Here is a 16,496-nt window from a genome sequence, read left to right on the forward strand (position 1 = left end):
ATTCCGAACTGGTTCACCACCGGCGCGGGACGCTACTGCGCTCTCGACGGGGCAGACCGGCAGCGCGCGCGGCGTCGAAGAGTCAGGAGCAGGGGCGACCATGTCGCCACGCTCGGACGGCTGACGACCACCGAGCGCGATCCGCACGGACGGGTCCCGGCGATCCATCCACGACCGGCACACACGACCAAGGAGGTTGCATGTCCGCCCTTCGCCCACCCGAGCTCGGACCGATCGTCGGTCACACCACGCCGCGCAGTTGCCGGCTCTGGATCCAATCGGTCGCTCCTGAATCTGGACCCGGCGCGCCGGGAGGCGAGGGACGGAGCGTCGGCATCATCGGCGTGCTGTCGAAGAGCGGCAGGAAGGTCGACAAGGCGTACTACTTTCGCCTGCAGCGCGAGTTCGATCGCAGCGGGGCCTTCATGCTCGGCAAGGACGTGGCGCTCGGCCGACACGCGCTCGACGGCGTTCCCGAGAGCCAGCGGGACGAGCCGTTCACGCTCCTTCCCGACACGGAGTACACGGTCCGCATGGCGACCATGCTGCTGGACGACCCGACGCCGGATGCCGAGACGCTCAGCGACAGCGAGCTGGCGAGGCGATTGCCGCCGATCAACAACATCGCGCCGCTGCTGCTGGATCTGCCGGCTGACGCCTGCGAGGCGACCTTCCGCACCTTTCCCGAGGACGACGCGCCGGCTGCCAGCCTGTCCTTCCTGTTGGGCTCCTGCCGCTACCCCGGGTGGTTGTGGAAGGTGAAGGAGGCCGATCGCATCTTCGGTCCGATGGTCGACCAGTTGAGCGCGCGGGCGACCGGCCCGCGCTTCACGCTGATGGTCGGCGACCAGATTTACGGCGACACGCTCACCCGCTACGTCCCGATCGGACGCGCCGACACCTACGAGGAGTTCCAGGAGCGCTACCACACCGCCTACCGCTCCCCCAACATGCGCCGCCTGCTGCGCACGGCGCCCACCTACATGATCCTCGACGACCACGAGATCGAGGACAACTGGACGCAGGATCGCATCCACGACGAAGCCAAGCACCGCCTCTTCAACGTCGCGATCGGCGCCTACATGAGCTACCAGTGGAGCCACGGCCCGCGCTCGTTCGGCCGCTTTCTCTACTACTACTTCGACTGCGCCGGGTATCCCTTCTTCGTGCTCGACACCCGCACGCAGCGGTTCAAGGACGACATCAGGGAGAGCCTGGCCGACAACCACATGCTCGGCTACCCGATGGTCGACCCCGCCCACCGGGGTCAGCTCCAGTGCCTGCTCGAGTGGCTCAGCGCGCAGCAGCGGACGCGCGGCAACGTGCCGAAGTTCATCGCCACCTCCAGCGTGTTCGCGCCCAACGCGATGAACGAGCGCATCGCCGAGCGCGTCGGCCATACGATCGAGGACACGTTGTTCGAGAGCAACCGCGAGCGGCGCCTGAACAGCGACTCGTGGCCGGCCTACCCGGGCACCAAGCGGCAGCTCGTCGAACACATCCACGGCAACGGCATCCAGAACGTGGTGTTCCTCAGCGGTGACATTCACTGCTCGAACATCGCCGCGCTCGATTTCGATCCCAACCCGGCCGCGCTCCGCGCCTACGACATCACCTCGTCGGCGTTCTACTGGCCGTTTCCCTTTGCCGACGGCGACCCCAACGGCTACGTCCACGAATCGCGCTACCCGGGGCAGACCGATCTCTTCCCCTTCACCGGGGGGGAGATGCACTACCGCGCCTGGGCCTTCACCCAGGAGGACAACTACTGCCGCATCCAGATCGACCGCGCGGCGAGTCGGCTCACGGTCGAGTATTTCGACCGCAACGGGCAGGCGATCTGGGTGTCGGACACCGACGGCGCGCTGACCAGCGAGAACACCCTCCCCCTGGCGCCGTGGTGAGGTCCGCTCGTTGCGGTTCCGGGCTGCCGGAATGTCCCGCGCCACGGCCGACGCCGTCGGACCGCGGCGGCGTCACCGGCCGGCGGCGCCGCGTGGCGCGATGGTGAATTTGCCGAACGCGAAGCCGACGTCGACGCCCTGCCCCTTGCCGGTCAGCTCCAGCGACACCGTCCCCCTGGTCATCACCTGCGCCGACGACGACCGGCCCATGCCGGCGTGCGCCTCCGCCATGCCGTAGTCGCCGTACAGGTCGCTGATGGAGGCCACCGGCGAGAACCTGCCGTGGCCGTCGCGGATCGTCGACGTGCCCACCGTCAGGCCGCCGCCTTTGGCGGCGATCGCCACCCGCGCCGTCTGGCCGTTGTCGCAGGTGATCGTGCCGGCGCCGCTGGCCGTCTTGTAGAACGCCGACCAGCCGCTGAGGTCGAAGGTCATCGCACAGTGGGTCTCGGCGGCGCGTGCCGGGAGGGCCGCGGAGATCAGGACGGCACAGGCGGCGGTGAACGTGCTGGGAGAGCGTCGCATCCAGGCAACCTCCTCGCGCGGCGTCGGCAGCGCTCCGCGCCCTCCATTGAACCCATGCCCGGGGCTCCTGGGAAGAGGGGCCTGAGAGAATCGCCGCGCGGCGAGGCGGGCGCGCCCCGACCGTCGCCCTCAGCGGTGGCTCAGCCGCCGAATCTCTTCGCCATCGCGCGGTCGATCTGAGCGACGCTGAAGACCTTCGCCGGGCTGCTCGCATCGCGTCGCTGGACGTGCGGCCAGTCCTTGCGCGATTTCCACAGCCCGCCGGCGTCGAGCCCGAGCTTCACGGCCTCGGCGGCATAGAGCTGGTAGCCGTTGACGCCGTTCACCTTGCGCGTCGTCGACCACTCGGCGCTGCCATCGACGACCCAGAAGACGTCCATCGCCTCGCCCCACTGGTGCCACGAGAACCCCGGCGGCGCGCCGGTGACGTCGCGGCCAGACTGCGGTCCGACACTCTCCAGGCAGTGGGCGAGGAACGGCGCGTCGGCGAGCCTGAGCTCTTTGATCTTCGCCTTGATGTCCTCGATCGTGCGCGACTGACGCCACAGCCGCGCCTGCTCGAACGGATCGCGCAGCGTGGCGCTGACCCGCAGCTCGACCCCCTTGGCGGCGCAGCGCTCGATCAACGTCGTCGCCGGCGCACGCAGCTCGGTCACCAGGTCGCTGATTTTTCTCGACGGCATGTCCCCTCCTGATCGACGCGGGGTGTGCTGCAGATCCCTGTCCGCGCCGGCCGCACCATGTCGCCGGCCGCCGTGCCGCTGGCAAGTCGGGAAATACCCGTAGAGGCCGCGGCGCGCCGGTCACGCCGGTTCGAGGCCGGCGAACTTGAGCAGCAGCTTCTTGGCGCCGACCGACTGGAACACCACCGTCACCTTCTGCTGCTCGCCGGCGCCCTCGAGGCCCTTCACCGTGCCGAGGCCGAAGGTGCCGTGGCGGACGCGGCTGCCGACCCGCAGCGCGTCCTCGTCGTAGACGATGCGCACCCGCTCGCCGTCCTCGCCGTTCGCGACCTCGATGCGTTCCGGCCGGCTGGCGGCGCGGGGCGCGGCGAAGAAGGACCCCTGGCGGGCGGGGAGGCGCCACTGCGGCGCCGCCGGCCGCGCCGGCTGGCCGACGGTCTCCACCAGCTCGGGCGGGATCTCGTCGATGAAGCGGCTGCGGGCGTTCATCTGCGCGTCGCCGTAGACGCGGCGGCGCAGGGCGTGGGTCAGCACCAGGCGTTTCATCGCCCGCGTCATGCCGACGTAACAGAGGCGGCGCTCCTCCTCGATGTCGGCGTCCTCGACGCGGGCGTGCGGGAAGAGCCCCTCCTCCATGCCGATCATGAAGACCATCGGGAACTCGAGCCCCTTGGCGGAGTGCAGGGTCATCAGGGTGACGCGATCGGCGCCGCCGTCCCAGGCGTCGATGTCGCTCACCAGCGCCACCTGCTCCAGGTACTCCTGCAGGCTGCGCCCCATCGCCGCCGACTCCTCCATGCCCTTCAGCAGCTCGTCGAGGTTCTGCAGCCGCTCGCGCGCCTCGGGGCTGCCGTCCTCGCGCAGCGCCGCGCCGTAGCCGCTCTCCTCGATCAGCCGCGCCGTCAGTTGCGGATACGGCAGCTCGGCGAGGCGGGCGCGGAAGCCGTCCATCATCGCCGCGAAGGCGCGGACCTTCTCGCCCTGGTGCGGCTTGAGCAGCTCGCGCGCGACCGCCAGCCGACAGGCGGCGAGCAGGCCGCCGGCCTCCTCCTCGAGCTGCCCCAGGCGCTCGACGGTGCCGGGTCCGATGCCGCGCGCCGGCGTGTTGATGATGCGCCGGGTGGACAGCGCGTCGGCCGGGTTCACCAGCACCCGCAGGTAGGCGAGGACGTCCTTCACCTCGGCGCGGGCGAAGAACTTCACGCCGCCGATCATCACGTAGGGGATGCGGTGCCGCACCAGCGCTTCCTCGACCGCCCGCGACTGGGCGTTGGTGCGGTAGAGGATGGCGATGTCGCGCCGCGCCCAGGCCCCCTGCAGGGCGCGCTCGATCTCGCGCGCCACGAAGCGCGCCTCCTCGAGGTCGTCGGGCATGGGCCCGACCGCGATCCGGTCGCCGCGCGGGTTCTCGGTCCACAGCGTCTTGCCCTTGCGGCGCGCGTTGCAGGCCACCACCGCGCCGGCGGCGGCGAGGATCGTGCCGGTCGAGCGGTAGTTCTGCTCCAGGCGGATGGTCGTCACGTCCGGGTAGTCGCGCTCGAAGTCGAGGATGTTGGCGATCTCGGCGCCGCGCCAGCGGTAGATCGACTGGTCGTCGTCGCCGACCACGCACAGGTTGCGGTGCTCGCCGGCGAGCAGGTTGGTGAGCCGGTACTGCACCGCGTTGGTGTCCTGGTACTCGTCGACCAGCACGTGCCGGAAGCGGGCGCGGTAGCGTTCGAGCACCGCCGGATGCTCGGTGAAGAGCTGGGTGGTGAGCAGCAGCAGGTCGCCGAAGTCGACCGCGTTGGCGCGCTTCAGCACGTCCTGGTAGCGCCGGTACACCGGCGCCATCGCCTCGTGCCGCTCGTGCCGGCGCGCGTATTCGGCGGCGCTGATGCCCTTGTTCTTGGCGCCGTCGATCAGCGACTGCGCCAGGCGCGGCGCCAGCACCGATTCGGGCACGCCGAGACCGGCGAGCACGTCCTTCACCAGCCGCTCGCTGTCGCGGTCGTCGTAGATGGTGAAGTCGCGGGTGAAGCCGAGGGCCTCGATCTCGCGCCGCAGGATGCGCACGCAGGCGGCGTGGAAGGTCGACACCCACGGCAGGCGCTCGCCGCCGAGCAGCCGCTCCAGGCGCTCGCGCATCTCGGCGGCCGCCTTGTTGGTGAAGGTGACGGCGAGGATGCGCCAGGGTTCGACGCCGCGCTCGCCGATGACGTGCGCGATGCGGTGGGTCAGCGTCCGCGTCTTGCCCGAGCCGGCGCCGGCGAGGATGAGCAACGGGCCGTCGCCATGCAGCACCGCCTGCTGCTGAGCCGGATTGAGGGCCGAGAGAAGATCCGCCACCGCCGCCACCCCTCTTGCGTGAAGTTGTTGGTGTGCGGGCGTCGCTAGCACGCCGCGGCGATCCGGAAAACCCCGCCGGTGATCCCCGCCGGTGATCGCCGGCCGCCGCGTCGATCTCGCGGTCCGCCCCGCGCGGCGGCGACTCCCGGCGCGGCGGCGCCGACCGTTGCCCGGCGGCGCCGGCTCGGTTAGTCGATGGGCATGGCGTCGGAACACCATCACCAGAGCGACGTGCGGAACATCGCCTGCGGCATCCTCACCATCTCCGACACCCGCACCGAGGCGGACGACCTGAGCGGCAAGCGCATCCGCGCCCTGCTCGAGAAGGAGGACCATCGCGTCGGCCTCTACCGCATCGTCAGGGACGAGCCGGAGCAGATCGTCGCCCTGCTCACCGGCGCGCCGGCCGAGATCGAGGTCATGATCTGCCACGGCGGCACCGGCATCGCCCGCCGCGATACCACCTACGAGGCGATCCGCGGCCTGCTCGACAAGGAGATCACCGGCTTCGGCGAGCTCTTCCGCATGTTGAGCTGGGAGCAGGTGGGCTCGGCGGCGATGCTGAGCCGCGCCACCGCCGGCATCGCCGGCCAGCGCGCCATCTTCTCGCTGCCGGGATCGAGCCGCGCCGTCGAGCTGGCGATGACCAAGCTCATCCTTCCCGAGCTCGGCCACATCGTCGGCCTGCTGCGCTGAGCGGAGCGGCGCGTGACCGTCCAGCTCCGCTTCTTCGCCGTGCTGCGCGAACGCCTGCGGGCCCGCGAGGCGGAGCGCGTGCTGCCCGACGGCTGCACCGTCGGCGAGGCGTGGGCGGCGCTCTGCCGCGAGCACCCGGCGCTCGAACCGCTGGGCGCGTCGATGTCCTTCGCCGTCAACCGCGAATACGTCGACCGCGCGCACCGCCTCGCCGACGGCGACGAGCTGGCGTTGATCCCGCCGGTGAGCGGCGGCTGAGCCGGGGAGGAGCGCATGTTCGAGATCGTCACCCACCGCATCGACGCCGAGGCGGTCACCGCCGCCGTCGCCGATCCCGCCACCGGCGCGACCTGCACCTTCCTCGGCACCACGCGCGACCACAACGATGGCCGCGCCGTCACCGAGCTGGAGTACGAGGCGTACCCGGAGATGGCCGTCGCCGAGATGCGCAAGATCGGCGACGAGGCGCGGCGGCGCTGGCCGATCGCGCGCATCGCCATCGTGCACCGCATCGGCGTCGTGCCGATCGGCGAGGCGAGCGTCGTCATCGCCGTCTCGTCCGCGCACCGCGTCGCCGCCTTCGCCGCCTGCCACTTCGCCATCGACCGCCTGAAGGAGGTGGTGCCGATCTGGAAGAAGGAGCGCTTCCACGGCGGCGAGGTGTGGATCGGCTCGCAGACCGGCACCCGCTTCGCCGGCGACGAGCCCTAGCGCATGGCCGCCGCGCCGCTCGACGACGCCGCCCTGCAGGCGATCCTCGCCGGCACCGCCGGGGAGACCGGCGAGGCGTTCTTCGCCGAGCTGGTGCGCCACCTGGCGCAGGCGCTGGGGACGACGTGCGCGTGGGTGACCGAATGGCTGCCCGAGGCGCGGCGGCTGCGCGCCCTCGCCTTCTGGGTCGGCGGCGAATTCAAGGACGACTACGAGTACGCGGTCGCCAACACCCCCTGCGGCACGGTGATGGACAACCGCCGCCTGGTGCACATTCCCGAGCGCCTGATCGAGCTCTACAGCGACGATCCCGATCTGCGGCCGCTCGGCGCCGTCAGCTACCTCGGCGTGCCGCTGGTGGACACCGACGAGCGCATCCTCGGCCACCTGGCGGTCATGCACGACGCGCCGATGCCCGCCGACCCGCGGGCGCTCGCCGTCTTCGGCATCTTCGCCGGGCGCGCCGCGGCCGAGCTGCGCCGGGTGCGCCGCGACCGCGAGCTGCGCGAGCGCGAGCAGCGCCTGTCGCGGCTGATCGACAGCGCGCGCGATGCCATCATCGAGGTCGACACCGCGCTCGCGGTCGTCGGCATGAACCCCGCCGCCGAACAGGTCTTCCGCTGCCGCGCCGCGGCGCTGCTCGGCGCGCCCATCGACGGCCTGCTGGCGCCGCCGTCCCGCCCCACCCTGCAGCGCCTGGCCCGGGAGCTGGCGCGGCAGCCGAGCGATCAGCAATCGCTGTGGATTCCGGACGCGTTGACCGCGCAGCGGGCCGACGGCGAGCCCTTCCCGGCCGAGGCGACGCTGTCGCGCTTCGAGCTCGACGGCCGCGCCTACTTCACGGTCATCCTGCGCGACGTGAACGAGCGCGTCGCCGCCGAGGCCCGCATCCGCGCCCTCGCCAGCGAGACCGCGACGCTGCGCGAGGAGATCGCGGCGCTGCTCGGCGACGACGAGCTGATCGGCGACAGCCCGGCGCTGCGCGCCGCGCTCGCCGACCTGCGGCGCGTCGCCGGCGGCGATACCACGGTGCTGATCACCGGCGAGACCGGCACCGGCAAGGAGCTGGTGGCGCGCGCCATCCACCGCCTCAGCCCGCGCGCCGCCCAGCCGCTGGTCAAGGTCAACTGCGCCGCCATCGCCAGCACGCTGCAGGAGAGCGAGCTCTTCGGCCACGAGAAGGGCGCCTTCACCGGCGCCACCCAGCGCCGCGAGGGCCGCTTCGCGCTCGCCGACGGCGGCACCATCTTCCTCGACGAGGTCGGCGAGATGCCGCTCGACCTGCAGGCCAAGCTGCTGCGCGTCCTGCAGGAGGGCGAGCTCGATCCCGTCGGCAGCAGCCGCACGGTGCGCGTCGACGTGCGGGTCATCGCCGCCACCAACCGCTCGCTCGACGACATGGTGCGGGCCGGCACCTTCCGCCAGGATCTCCTCTACCGGCTGAACGTCTTCCCGCTGCACGTGCCGCCGCTGCGGCAACGCGGCGACGACGTCGTCCGCCTCGCCGAGGCGTTCGCCGCCGAGCTGGCGCGCCGCCGCGGCGGGGCGCCGCTGCTGCTGCGCGCCGCGGATCGCGACCGCCTGCGCCGCTACGAATGGCCCGGCAACGTGCGCGAGCTGCGCAACGTCATCGAGCGCGCGGTGATCACGTCGGAGGACGGCCGCCACCTCAACCTGGCGCGCGCCCTGCCGGAGGCCGCGCCGGTCGCCCCGTCGGCCGCCGCCGAGGACCGGATCCTCACCGCCGACGAGCTGCGGGCCCTGGAACGCGAGAACATCAGCCGCGCGCTCGCCGCCGCCGGCGGCAAGATCGCCGGCGCCGGCGGCGCCGCCGAGCGCCTGGGCCTCAACCCCAACACGCTTTCCTCGCGCATGAAGTCGCTCGGCATCGCCCGCCGCGACTGACGAGGGATCGCACCCGGCAGGCGCGACACCAAGGGGCGCGGCGCCCGTGCCTCGTGGGACGTCGGGTTTCGCGACCCGAGATCTCGTGAGGGCACGGGATCTCGGGCCTCGACCCGCAGTCGCCGCGGCGCGCTGCGGCGCCGCCGCAGCCTGGCACGCGACTTGGGATACCTCGTGGCATCGCGCGCACGGAGCGCGCCAGACGCAAAGGAGGATCCCATGCCCGCACCTGCCACCCGCCCCGCGATGACGCTCAACGGCCTCGACACGGCGCAGATGACCGACACCATCGCCGCCATCAAGCGCCAGCCGAGCCTGGCGCGCTTCCAGTTCCGGGCGCGCAACCGCTGGATCGACGGCGGCGAGAACCACTCGACGATCCGCGACTTCTACGGCGCCGGCGGCGAGGACACCTCGCGCAGCAGCAGCTTCGAATTCGTCAACGGCGAGCCGCCGGTGCTGCTCGGACACAACGAGGGCGCCAACCCGGTGGAGTTCCTGCTGCACGCGCTCGCCGGCTGCGTCACCACCACGCTGGTGCTGCACGCCGCGGCGCGCGGCATCCGCATCACCGCGCTGTCCACCGCGCTCGAGGGGGAGATCGACCTGCAGGGCCTGCTCGGCCTCGACGCGTCCGTGTCGCCCGGCTACGAACAGATCCGCATCGCGATGCAGGTGGAAGCCGACTGCGACGCGGCGCAACTCGACGAGCTGATCGCCGTCGCCCAGCGGCACTCGCCGGTGTGCAACACCGTCTGCCGGCCGGTGCCGGTGGTGATCACGCGCGCGTGAGCGAGGCTCGCGCGGCGACCGGGAGGGCGCTGCTGGCGCGGCGCCCTCCCGGTTGCGCCGACGGCCGCGCGGCGGCTACACCGCCACCATGCAGGCGATGCTGGTGGAGCACTGGGGCGAGCCCCGGGACATGGCGTGGCGCGAGCTGCCCGACCCGCGGCCCGGCCCGGGGCAGGTGGCGATCGAGGTCAAGGCGATCGGCTGCAACTTCTTCGACATCCTGATCGCGCAGGGGAAGTACCAGGTGAAGCCGCCGCTGCCGTTCTCGCCCGGCGGCGAGGTGGCGGGCATCGTCCGCGCCGTCGGCGACGGCGTCAGCGGGCTCGCGGTCGGTGATCGCGTCTTCGCCATGCTCGGCTACGGCGGCTTCGCGACCATGTGCCTGGCGCCGGCCGCGGGCACGGTGCGGATGCCGGACTCGATGTCCTACGAGCACGGCGCCGCCTTCGGCGTCGTCTACCAGACGTCGTACTTCGGCCTCGTCTACCGCGCCGCCCTGCAGCCGGGCGAGACGTTGCTGGTGCACGCCGCGGCGGGCGGCGTCGGCCTCGCGGCGGTGCAGATCGGCGCCGCGCTCGGGGCGCGCGTCCTGGCGACCGCCGGCTCGCCGGCCAAGCTCGCCATCGCCCGCCAGCACGGCGCCGAGGCGGCGTACGACTACTCGACGCCGGACTGGGTCGAGCAGGTGAAGGCAGCGACCGGCGGCCGCGGCGCCGACGTGATCTACGATCCGGTGGGCGGCGACATCGTCGACCTGTCGCTCAAGTGCATCGCCTTCGGCGGCCGCTTCCTGGTCATCGGTTTCGCCTCCGGCACCATCCCGAGCGTGCAGCTCAACCGCGTCCTGCTGAAGAACATCGCGATCGTCGGCCTGCACTGGGGCGCCTACCGGCAACACGACCCCGACAAGATTCCGCTGGCGATGCGCGAGCTGTTCGCGCTCTACGAGCGCGGCCTGGTGACGCCGCTGGTCTCGTCGCAGTATCCGCTCACCCGCGCCGCCGACGCGCTGGAGGAAATCGCCTCGCGCCGCAGCGTCGGCAAGGTGTTGCTGATTCCGTAGCCCGCACCCCGCGCCGGCGCCGCGCCCGGGCTGGCCTTGTTGTGACGAACACATTTCACCACGGCGGCACGGAGTCACCTGGACGAGAGGAGAGAGGGTTCGGGGACGACCCCAACGCCATCAGCGGCCACAGGGATCGCGCCCACCCGCCATTCCCACGCTGCCCCCTCCGTGTCTCCGTGCCTCCGTGGTGAAGGTGTCCTTGTCGTATCGAGGCTAGCGGCCGGACACCTCCGCCGCGGCGTTCGGGCGCGTCAGCCTGCCGGCGGGGACGCCCGGCGCGTCGCCCGGCCCCCGACCGGCGCGAGTCCGATCAGCGGCGCGGTTGGTGCCGGCGTCGCCCGCGACGCGGCGACCGCCGATCGCGGCGCCGTCGGTCGCACCGCCGGCGCCACGCCCGGCGGCGCCGCTCACGCCCGCCTGGCTCGGCCGCACGACCCGCCGCCCACCGACCCCCTGCGCCCAGAGGTGGGTGGAGGCGAGCGCCAGCACCGCCAGGATGATCAGTCCGTCAGTCACGCGTCTGGTCATGCGCCTACCCTCCGTCTGCCGGTCGATTGCGGCGCGCCGCAGAAGGGCAAACAGCGCGCCAGCCCTCTCCGTCCCGCTGTGCGCTCTGGTGCAGCGATCCCTAGCGACACTGGCGTGGCGTTTCATGGCCGCGCGACGGCAGCGGTGGCGGCCGCGCCGTCGCGCGGAGTTCCCGCACCCGCCGGTATCGGCTAAGCAGGAGCGATTCCCCACAGGAGGTCCAGATGAAGCTGATCGAAGGCAAAGTGGCGATCGTCACCGGGTCGGGGCGCGGCATCGGGCGCGCGGTGGCCGAATTGTTCGCGCAGCACGGCGCGCGGGTGGTGGTGAACGACCTCAACGCCGATGTCGCCGAGGAGGCGGCGGAGGCGATCCGCAAGACCGGCGCCGAGGCGGTGGCGGCCCCGGGATCGGTCACCGACCCGGCGTTTCCGAACCAACTGATCAAGTCGACGGTCGACCGCTTCAAGGCGCTCGACATCATCGTCAACAACGCCGGCTACACCTACGACGGCGTCATCCACAAGATGAGCGACGAGCAGTGGTACGCGATGATCGACTGCCACCTCACCGGCCCGTTCCGCATCCTGCGCGCCGCCTCGCTCTACTGGCGCGACTGGGCGAAGCAGGAACAGGCGGCGGGCCAACGGGTGATCCGCCGCGTCGTCAACACCTCGTCGACCTCGGGCGTCGCCGGCAACGCCGGCCAGGTGAACTACTCGGCCGGCAAGATGGGCATCGTCGGCGTCACCAAGACGCTGGCCAAGGAGTGGGGACGGCTGAACATCCACGTCAACGCCGTCGCCTACGGCTTCATCGAGACCCGCCTCACCGCCGCCAAGGACAGGTCCCAGAAGGAGAGCGTCGACGGGCACGCGGTCGAAATGGGCATCCCCGAGCAGATGCGGCAGCTCGCCATGCAGATGGTCCCGCTCGGACGCGCCGGCACGCCCGAGGAGGCCGCCGGTCCGGTGCTGTTCCTCGCCTCGCCGCTGGCCGACTACGTCACCGGCCACGTCGTGCTGGTCACCGGCGGCTCGTACATGTGATCCCCGACCTGGGCGGTCGCGCGGCCGGGCGGACGGCGGGGCGTCGCGATCGGCGCCGAGATACCTCCCGTCTCGTGCCGCGCCGCGACCGCCCAGCCGGAGCGCGGTCCGCCGGGCGTTGCATTCGGCGGCATCGCCCGCCAGGGTCAGGAGTCGTGAGTCCGCGCGCCGCTGCCGTGATAGCCGTGCTGCTCGTCGGAGTCGGCGCCGGCGGCGCCTGGGCGCACGGCACGCCGCTGCCGCTGGCGGAGTGGGGCGACTTCGGCGCCGAGGCCGGCCGCTGTCAGCGCGCGCTCGGCCAGGCCGCGACGCAGTGCGCTCTCGACGTCTGGGCGCTGCGCCGCGCCTGCATCGAACCGCAGCTCCGCGGCGAGTCCTGCGACGCCAACGCGGTGACCCGCGCCGTGCGCGCTGCCCGGCAGCGAGCGCTCGACAGGGTGGACGCCTTCTGCAGCGAGGTCGACATGACGCCGCTGCGCTTCATCGATCGCCAGGAGGCGCTGGCCGACGTCACCAGTATCTGCCGCCAGTTGGAGCGCGAGCTGGTCACCGCGGTGTACGGACCGGCGCTGGTCGGCAGCTCGGCCGATTACGTCGTCGGCGCAGTGGCGCCGGCGCGGGCCGCCTGCCTCGAGGCGGCGGCGGCCCGCGCCAGCGAGCTGCTCCGCTTCGCCGCCCGCGAGCAACGGGCGCCGTACGATCGCATCGCCGGCCAGGCGATCGCGCCGGAGGGAAAGCTCGCCGCCGTGGCGCGCGGCGCCCAACGGGCGCAACGGGCACGGGTGAGCGTCGCGGCGCGCCTCGCCGCGACCTGCGACGCCGACGCCTTCTCGGCGCTGTACGGACGCCCGATCGCGCAACTGCTCGACGCGGTCGGCAGCCGCGCCGACTGCCTGGTCGGCGGCGTCTACGTGCAGGACCGCACCCGCTGCCCGGCGCCGGTGTGCGGCAACGGCATGGAGGAAGCGGGCGAGGAGTGCGACGACGGCAACGCCAACGACGACGACACCTGTCGCGCCGACTGCACCCGCACCGATTGCCCGGTGTACGCGTCCACCTTCGACCTCATCCAGGACGCGGTGTTCGACGGCCACGGCTGCAGCGACGACCGCTGCCACGGCGAAGCGCGCGCCGGCGACCTCGACCTGCGCATCGGCGTCTCCTACGACGAGACCGTCGGCGTGCCGTCCGCGGTCGGCCCGCTGGCGCGCATCGAGCCCGGCGATCCCGAACGCAGCCGCCTGTGGCTGCTGCTCGCCAAGGCGACGGTCGGGCGCTCGGACGTCGCGGGTCGCGCCATGCCGATCGACCTGCCGGCGCTCAGCCCCGACGAGCTCGAGGCCGTCCGCCTGTGGATCGCCGCCGGGGCGCGCAGCAGCGGCTCGGTCGCCGGCACCGGCGCCCTCCTGAAGGCCTGCCTGCCCGCGCCGATCGACCCCACCGCCCCCGCCCAGCCGCGATGAGCCCGCCCCGCGGCCGCACCCCACGCCCGGCGAAACGGACGGCGACCAGCCGACCGACCGCCCGCCGCCGACCCGCCGCCGCCCCGATCGACCAGGTGATCGCGCGACTCGAAGCGGCGTACCCGGACGCCAAGCTGGCCCTCGACTTCAGCTCGCCGCTCGAGCTGCTGATCGCTCTCATCCTCGCCGCCCAGTGCACCGACGCCAAGGTCAACGAGGTCACCCCGGCGCTCTTCCGCGCCTTCCCCACCGCCGCCGCCCTCGCCGCCGTCGCGCAGGAAGAGCTCGAGCGCTGGATCCGTCCGACCGGCTTCTATCGCCAGAAGGCACGCGCCGTCCGCGCCTGCTGCCAGGCGCTGGTCGACCGCTTCGGCGGCAGCGTGCCGCGCGACCTCGACGATCTCCTCACCCTGCCCGGCGTCGGCCGCAAGACGGCGAACATCCTCCGCGGCAACGCCTTCGGGATCCCCGGGATCGGCGTCGACACCCACGTCGGCCGACTCAGCCAACGCCTGGGCCTGACCCGCCACACCGACCCCGACCGCATCGAGAGCGATCTGTCCAAGGTGGTCCCCGCCACGCACCAGATCCGCTTCTGCCACCTCCTCCAGTTCCACGGCCGTCGGGTCTGCTTCGCCCGTAAGCCAGACTGCTCGGCCTGCGTTCTCATCGATATCTGCCCGTTTCCAGACAAGACGCCTCCGAAAGCTGCGAAAGAACCCCCGCGCCGCTCGCGCTGGGTGTAAACCGCTTTACTCATGTCGGGCGGCAGGCCCGTCAGGAGGTGGAGTACTGGCGCGACGGTCCACGCCCCGTCGGGCAGCAATTCCGTCGGCGCCTGCCCGGCTCTGACTTTTTTGCTTGGCAGTCGGATGACGCGCTGGTAAGTAAACGGCGGCCGGAGTTCTGGTGGTCTGACAAGCCTCGCATTTTTGAAAATGGGCACGAGCCGACGCACGCCGCCCGCGCAACGGACGATGAACCGGGTCGAGATCCATGATGTCCCGAAGCAGGAGGTTGTGACCCACCTCGCCGAGTTGGGCCACCGCGTCGAGCCCGCTCCTCCGCAGGCGCGCTTCGACTTCTACGTCGACGGCGGGGTGCGGTTGGCGTTGCGGGTGGCGTATCCGAGCTCGTCGCGGCGGCGGGTGCACGTCGGCGGCCGCCACTACAACTACGTGTACCGAGCCTGGAACTTCAACTTCCACCACCGCGGCAAGGTGGGCGAACGGTACAGCGACTTCTTCGCCTGCGTGCCGCTGGTCCCGGGTCAGGCGCTGGATCTCACCCAGGCCTTCGTCATCCCCTGGGAGGCGATCAGCGGCAAGACGTTCTACCTGCCGGACTCGCGGCGGTCGTATGCGGGGAAGTTCGCGACCTACCGCAACGCCTGGGACCAGATCCGCCCCGGCGAGTCGGGCGACTCCGGCCACAGCGAACCGGTCACGGCGTAGCCATCGCGGGCATCCCGTGCCCGGTCGACGGGTCTACCGGGCGGGGCCCGGCGTGCCGTCCGCGGTGGCCGACAGCTCGTCGAGATGCGTCGCGGTGAACCAGCCGGGCGCGAAGGCGCGATCGTAGGTCTCCCTGGTGAAGCGGCCGGCCGGCGTGCCGCGGTTCTCCTTCTCGTTGACGCCGAGCATGAGCAGGGCGGTCGGCGCGGCGAAGCCGCCGTCGGCGCTGCGCCCCCAGGCGGTGCCGCAGAAGTTGGTGCGGTAGAGCTCGCCCGCCTTGTTGTACGAGAGCTTGTAGTAGCCGTGGTAGAGGTCGCGGTCGACGTAGAGGACGATGCGCCCGGCCTCGTAGTACGGATCGCGCGGGGTGCCCTCGACGATCCACACCGGCCGCCTGACGTACACGTTGTCGAGCGTGAACCAGCCGGCGCCGCGCGCCCCGGGCTTCTCGTAGACGGCGGGGTTGTAGGGCAGGCTCATGGCGCGACGGCTCGGCGGCTCGTCGGTCAGCGGTCGGGCGTAGGGCGTGTCGCTGCCGAGCGGTCCGATCACCTCGTCGGCGCGCACCAGCTTCCAGGTGAAGTAGCTGGTCTTGTTGTCGTAGCAGTCGGCGTCGTCGCCCTGGACCTCGAAGCCGGGAATGCTGTCGCCGCGCGTCGAGCTGCGGACGCGGCGGACGCGGCGGATGGTCGGCAGGTAGGCCCACACCTGGTCCCAGGTCGTCCAGTCGTTGATGCGCCAGGTGAGGACGCCGACGCCCTCGAGGTCCTTCGGCGCCAGCGCCGCGGCGAGTTGGCGCGATTCGGTGTTGTCGGGCAGCGACGCCGGCGGCTCGGCGCTGGTGCCGACGTAGTAGGCCTGCGACAGCAGGATGCGCACCGTGCGCCGCACCTCGCCGTCGAGCTCGACGTCGCTCAGGTCGAAGGTGTGGAAGTCGCCGTCCATCTGCATGCGCCGGGCGCGGTAGTTGTGGACGATCTTGGCGCCGGCCTGCGGATCGGCGGGGTCGATGTCGGGAAACGGCAGGCCGAAGAAGCGGGTCGGGATCCGGCCGGTCGCGGCGTCGGTGAGGCCGCCGGTCTCGGCATCGATGCCGAACCTGCCGCGGTTCGCCTGCGACGCCTGCCAGAAGCGATCGCTGTAGTTGGCGCGGAAGCGTGCCGGGTCGACCGCCACCAGCGGCAGCTCGTACTGGCCGGCGGCGACGCGCGCGTACACCGACTCGGGCAGCAGCGCCGCGAACGCCTTCGCGTTCGCCGCGCTGATGCGCGTCGCGTCCTCTGCCGCGGCCGCGGCCACCACCGCGCCCGTCAGGACGGCGAGCGTGCTCGCGATCGCGAGCGCGAGCGGCGCGCCGCGCCGCGGAGGAGCCTGCATCACCTTGTTTCGCCG

General features: G+C 72.0%; 14 protein-coding genes and 1 pseudogene. 10 read left to right on the forward strand and 5 right to left on the reverse strand.

Annotated features, from left to right (window positions below; translation table 11 throughout):
* Positions 1-200: 200 nt before the first annotated feature.
* A complete protein-coding gene (locus KF840_13530; protein MBX3025923.1) occupies positions 201-1,904 on the forward strand; it encodes an alkaline phosphatase family protein in 1,704 nt (567 codons plus the stop codon).
* A 72-nt stretch (positions 1,905-1,976) separates the two neighbouring features.
* Here KF840_13530 and KF840_13535 read toward each other — a convergent pair whose 3' ends face one another.
* The 3 genes from KF840_13535 to KF840_13545 form a co-directional block, all read right to left on the reverse strand.
* Positions 1,977-2,387 (reverse strand): hypothetical protein, encoded by a 411-nt coding sequence (locus KF840_13535; GenBank protein MBX3025924.1) that lies wholly within the window; start codon positions 2,385-2,387, stop codon positions 1,977-1,979.
* Between the two features lie 182 nt (positions 2,388-2,569).
* Positions 2,570-3,112 carry a M15 family metallopeptidase gene (locus KF840_13540; protein MBX3025925.1) on the reverse strand — a complete coding sequence of 181 codons (543 nt, stop codon included), beginning with the start codon at positions 3,110-3,112 and terminating at the stop codon, positions 2,570-2,572.
* A gap of 120 nt (positions 3,113-3,232) precedes the next feature.
* Positions 3,233-5,659, reverse strand: coding sequence for a UvrD-helicase domain-containing protein (locus KF840_13545; GenBank protein MBX3025926.1), 2,427 nt, complete (start codon positions 5,657-5,659; stop codon positions 3,233-3,235).
* Between KF840_13545 and KF840_13550 the strand changes: the two genes are divergently transcribed.
* The 5 genes and pseudogenes from KF840_13550 to KF840_13570 all read left to right on the forward strand — a co-directional run bounded on the left by KF840_13550 (position 5,642) and on the right by KF840_13570 (position 10,607).
* The gene (locus tag KF840_13550) at positions 5,642-6,136 is read left to right on the forward strand and encodes a molybdenum cofactor biosynthesis protein MoaB (protein ID MBX3025927.1); all 495 of its coding nucleotides are present in this window, start codon (positions 5,642-5,644) and stop codon (positions 6,134-6,136) included. The two genes, KF840_13545 and KF840_13550, sit on opposite strands and share 18 nt — an antisense overlap.
* Before the next feature lie 12 nt (positions 6,137-6,148).
* Positions 6,149-6,847, forward strand: a pseudogene (locus tag KF840_13555) (molybdenum cofactor biosynthesis protein MoaE).
* 3 nt (positions 6,848-6,850) lie between these two features.
* Positions 6,851-8,752 (forward strand): sigma 54-interacting transcriptional regulator, encoded by a 1,902-nt coding sequence (locus KF840_13560; GenBank protein ID MBX3025928.1) that lies wholly within the window; start codon positions 6,851-6,853, stop codon positions 8,750-8,752.
* A 246-nt stretch (positions 8,753-8,998) separates the two neighbouring features.
* Positions 8,999-9,544: an OsmC family protein gene (locus KF840_13565; GenBank protein ID MBX3025929.1), complete on the forward strand. Its 546-nt coding sequence runs from the start codon at positions 8,999-9,001 to the stop codon at positions 9,542-9,544.
* A gap of 88 nt (positions 9,545-9,632) precedes the next feature.
* Entirely contained in the window at positions 9,633-10,607 is a 975-nt protein-coding gene (locus tag KF840_13570; protein ID MBX3025930.1) for an NADPH:quinone oxidoreductase family protein, read from the forward strand.
* A gap of 216 nt (positions 10,608-10,823) precedes the next feature.
* Here KF840_13570 and KF840_13575 read toward each other — a convergent pair whose 3' ends face one another.
* Entirely contained in the window at positions 10,824-11,138 is a 315-nt protein-coding gene (locus tag KF840_13575) for a hypothetical protein (GenBank protein MBX3025931.1), read from the reverse strand.
* A 224-nt stretch (positions 11,139-11,362) separates the two neighbouring features.
* On the opposite strand from KF840_13575, the gene KF840_13580 reads away from it, so the two are divergent.
* The 4 genes from KF840_13580 (at position 11,363) to KF840_13595 (ending at position 15,104) form a co-directional block, all read left to right on the forward strand.
* Entirely contained in the window at positions 11,363-12,187 is an 825-nt protein-coding gene (locus KF840_13580) for an SDR family oxidoreductase (GenBank protein MBX3025932.1), read from the forward strand.
* Between the two features lie 185 nt (positions 12,188-12,372).
* The gene (locus KF840_13585; GenBank protein MBX3025933.1) at positions 12,373-13,650 is read left to right on the forward strand and encodes a hypothetical protein; all 1,278 of its coding nucleotides are present in this window, start codon (positions 12,373-12,375) and stop codon (positions 13,648-13,650) included.
* Positions 13,647-14,396, forward strand: a complete 750-nt coding sequence (gene nth, locus KF840_13590) for an endonuclease III (GenBank protein ID MBX3025934.1) — start codon at positions 13,647-13,649, stop codon at positions 14,394-14,396. The genes KF840_13585 and nth overlap by 4 nt, the downstream gene beginning before the upstream one ends.
* 231 nt (positions 14,397-14,627) lie before the next feature.
* Positions 14,628-15,104 carry a hypothetical protein gene (locus KF840_13595; protein MBX3025935.1) on the forward strand — a complete coding sequence of 159 codons (477 nt, stop codon included), beginning with the start codon at positions 14,628-14,630 and terminating at the stop codon, positions 15,102-15,104.
* Positions 15,105-15,137: 33 nt separating this feature from the next.
* Here KF840_13595 and KF840_13600 read toward each other — a convergent pair whose 3' ends face one another.
* The gene (locus KF840_13600) at positions 15,138-16,481 is read right to left on the reverse strand and encodes a DUF1329 domain-containing protein (protein MBX3025936.1); all 1,344 of its coding nucleotides are present in this window, start codon (positions 16,479-16,481) and stop codon (positions 15,138-15,140) included.
* Positions 16,482-16,496: the final 15 nt, after the last annotated feature.

The sequence above is a fragment of the bacterium genome (assembly GCA_019637795.1).
In the GTDB taxonomy this organism is placed as follows: domain Bacteria; phylum Desulfobacterota; class Binatia; order HRBIN30; family CADEER01; genus JAHBUY01.

Coding starts and splice junctions, on each gene's coding strand:
- KF840_13530 (MBX3025923.1), top strand. CDS start 201: ATGTCCGCCCTTCGCCCACCCGAGCTCGGACCGATCGTCGGTCACACC.
- KF840_13540 (MBX3025925.1), bottom strand. CDS start 3,112: ATGCCGTCGAGAAAAATCAGCGACCTGGTGACCGAGCTGCGTGCGCCG.
- KF840_13550 (MBX3025927.1), top strand. CDS start 5,642: ATGGCGTCGGAACACCATCACCAGAGCGACGTGCGGAACATCGCCTGC.
- KF840_13545 (MBX3025926.1), bottom strand. CDS start 5,659: ATGGTGTTCCGACGCCATGCCCATCGACTAACCGAGCCGGCGCCGCCG.
- KF840_13560 (MBX3025928.1), top strand. CDS start 6,851: ATGGCCGCCGCGCCGCTCGACGACGCCGCCCTGCAGGCGATCCTCGCC.
- KF840_13565 (MBX3025929.1), top strand. CDS start 8,999: ATGACGCTCAACGGCCTCGACACGGCGCAGATGACCGACACCATCGCC.
- KF840_13570 (MBX3025930.1), top strand. CDS start 9,633: ATGCAGGCGATGCTGGTGGAGCACTGGGGCGAGCCCCGGGACATGGCG.
- KF840_13575 (MBX3025931.1), bottom strand. CDS start 11,138: ATGACCAGACGCGTGACTGACGGACTGATCATCCTGGCGGTGCTGGCG.
- KF840_13580 (MBX3025932.1), top strand. CDS start 11,363: ATGAAGCTGATCGAAGGCAAAGTGGCGATCGTCACCGGGTCGGGGCGC.
- nth (MBX3025934.1), top strand. CDS start 13,647: ATGAGCCCGCCCCGCGGCCGCACCCCACGCCCGGCGAAACGGACGGCG.
- KF840_13595 (MBX3025935.1), top strand. CDS start 14,628: ATGAACCGGGTCGAGATCCATGATGTCCCGAAGCAGGAGGTTGTGACC.
- KF840_13600 (MBX3025936.1), bottom strand. CDS start 16,481: ATGCAGGCTCCTCCGCGGCGCGGCGCGCCGCTCGCGCTCGCGATCGCG.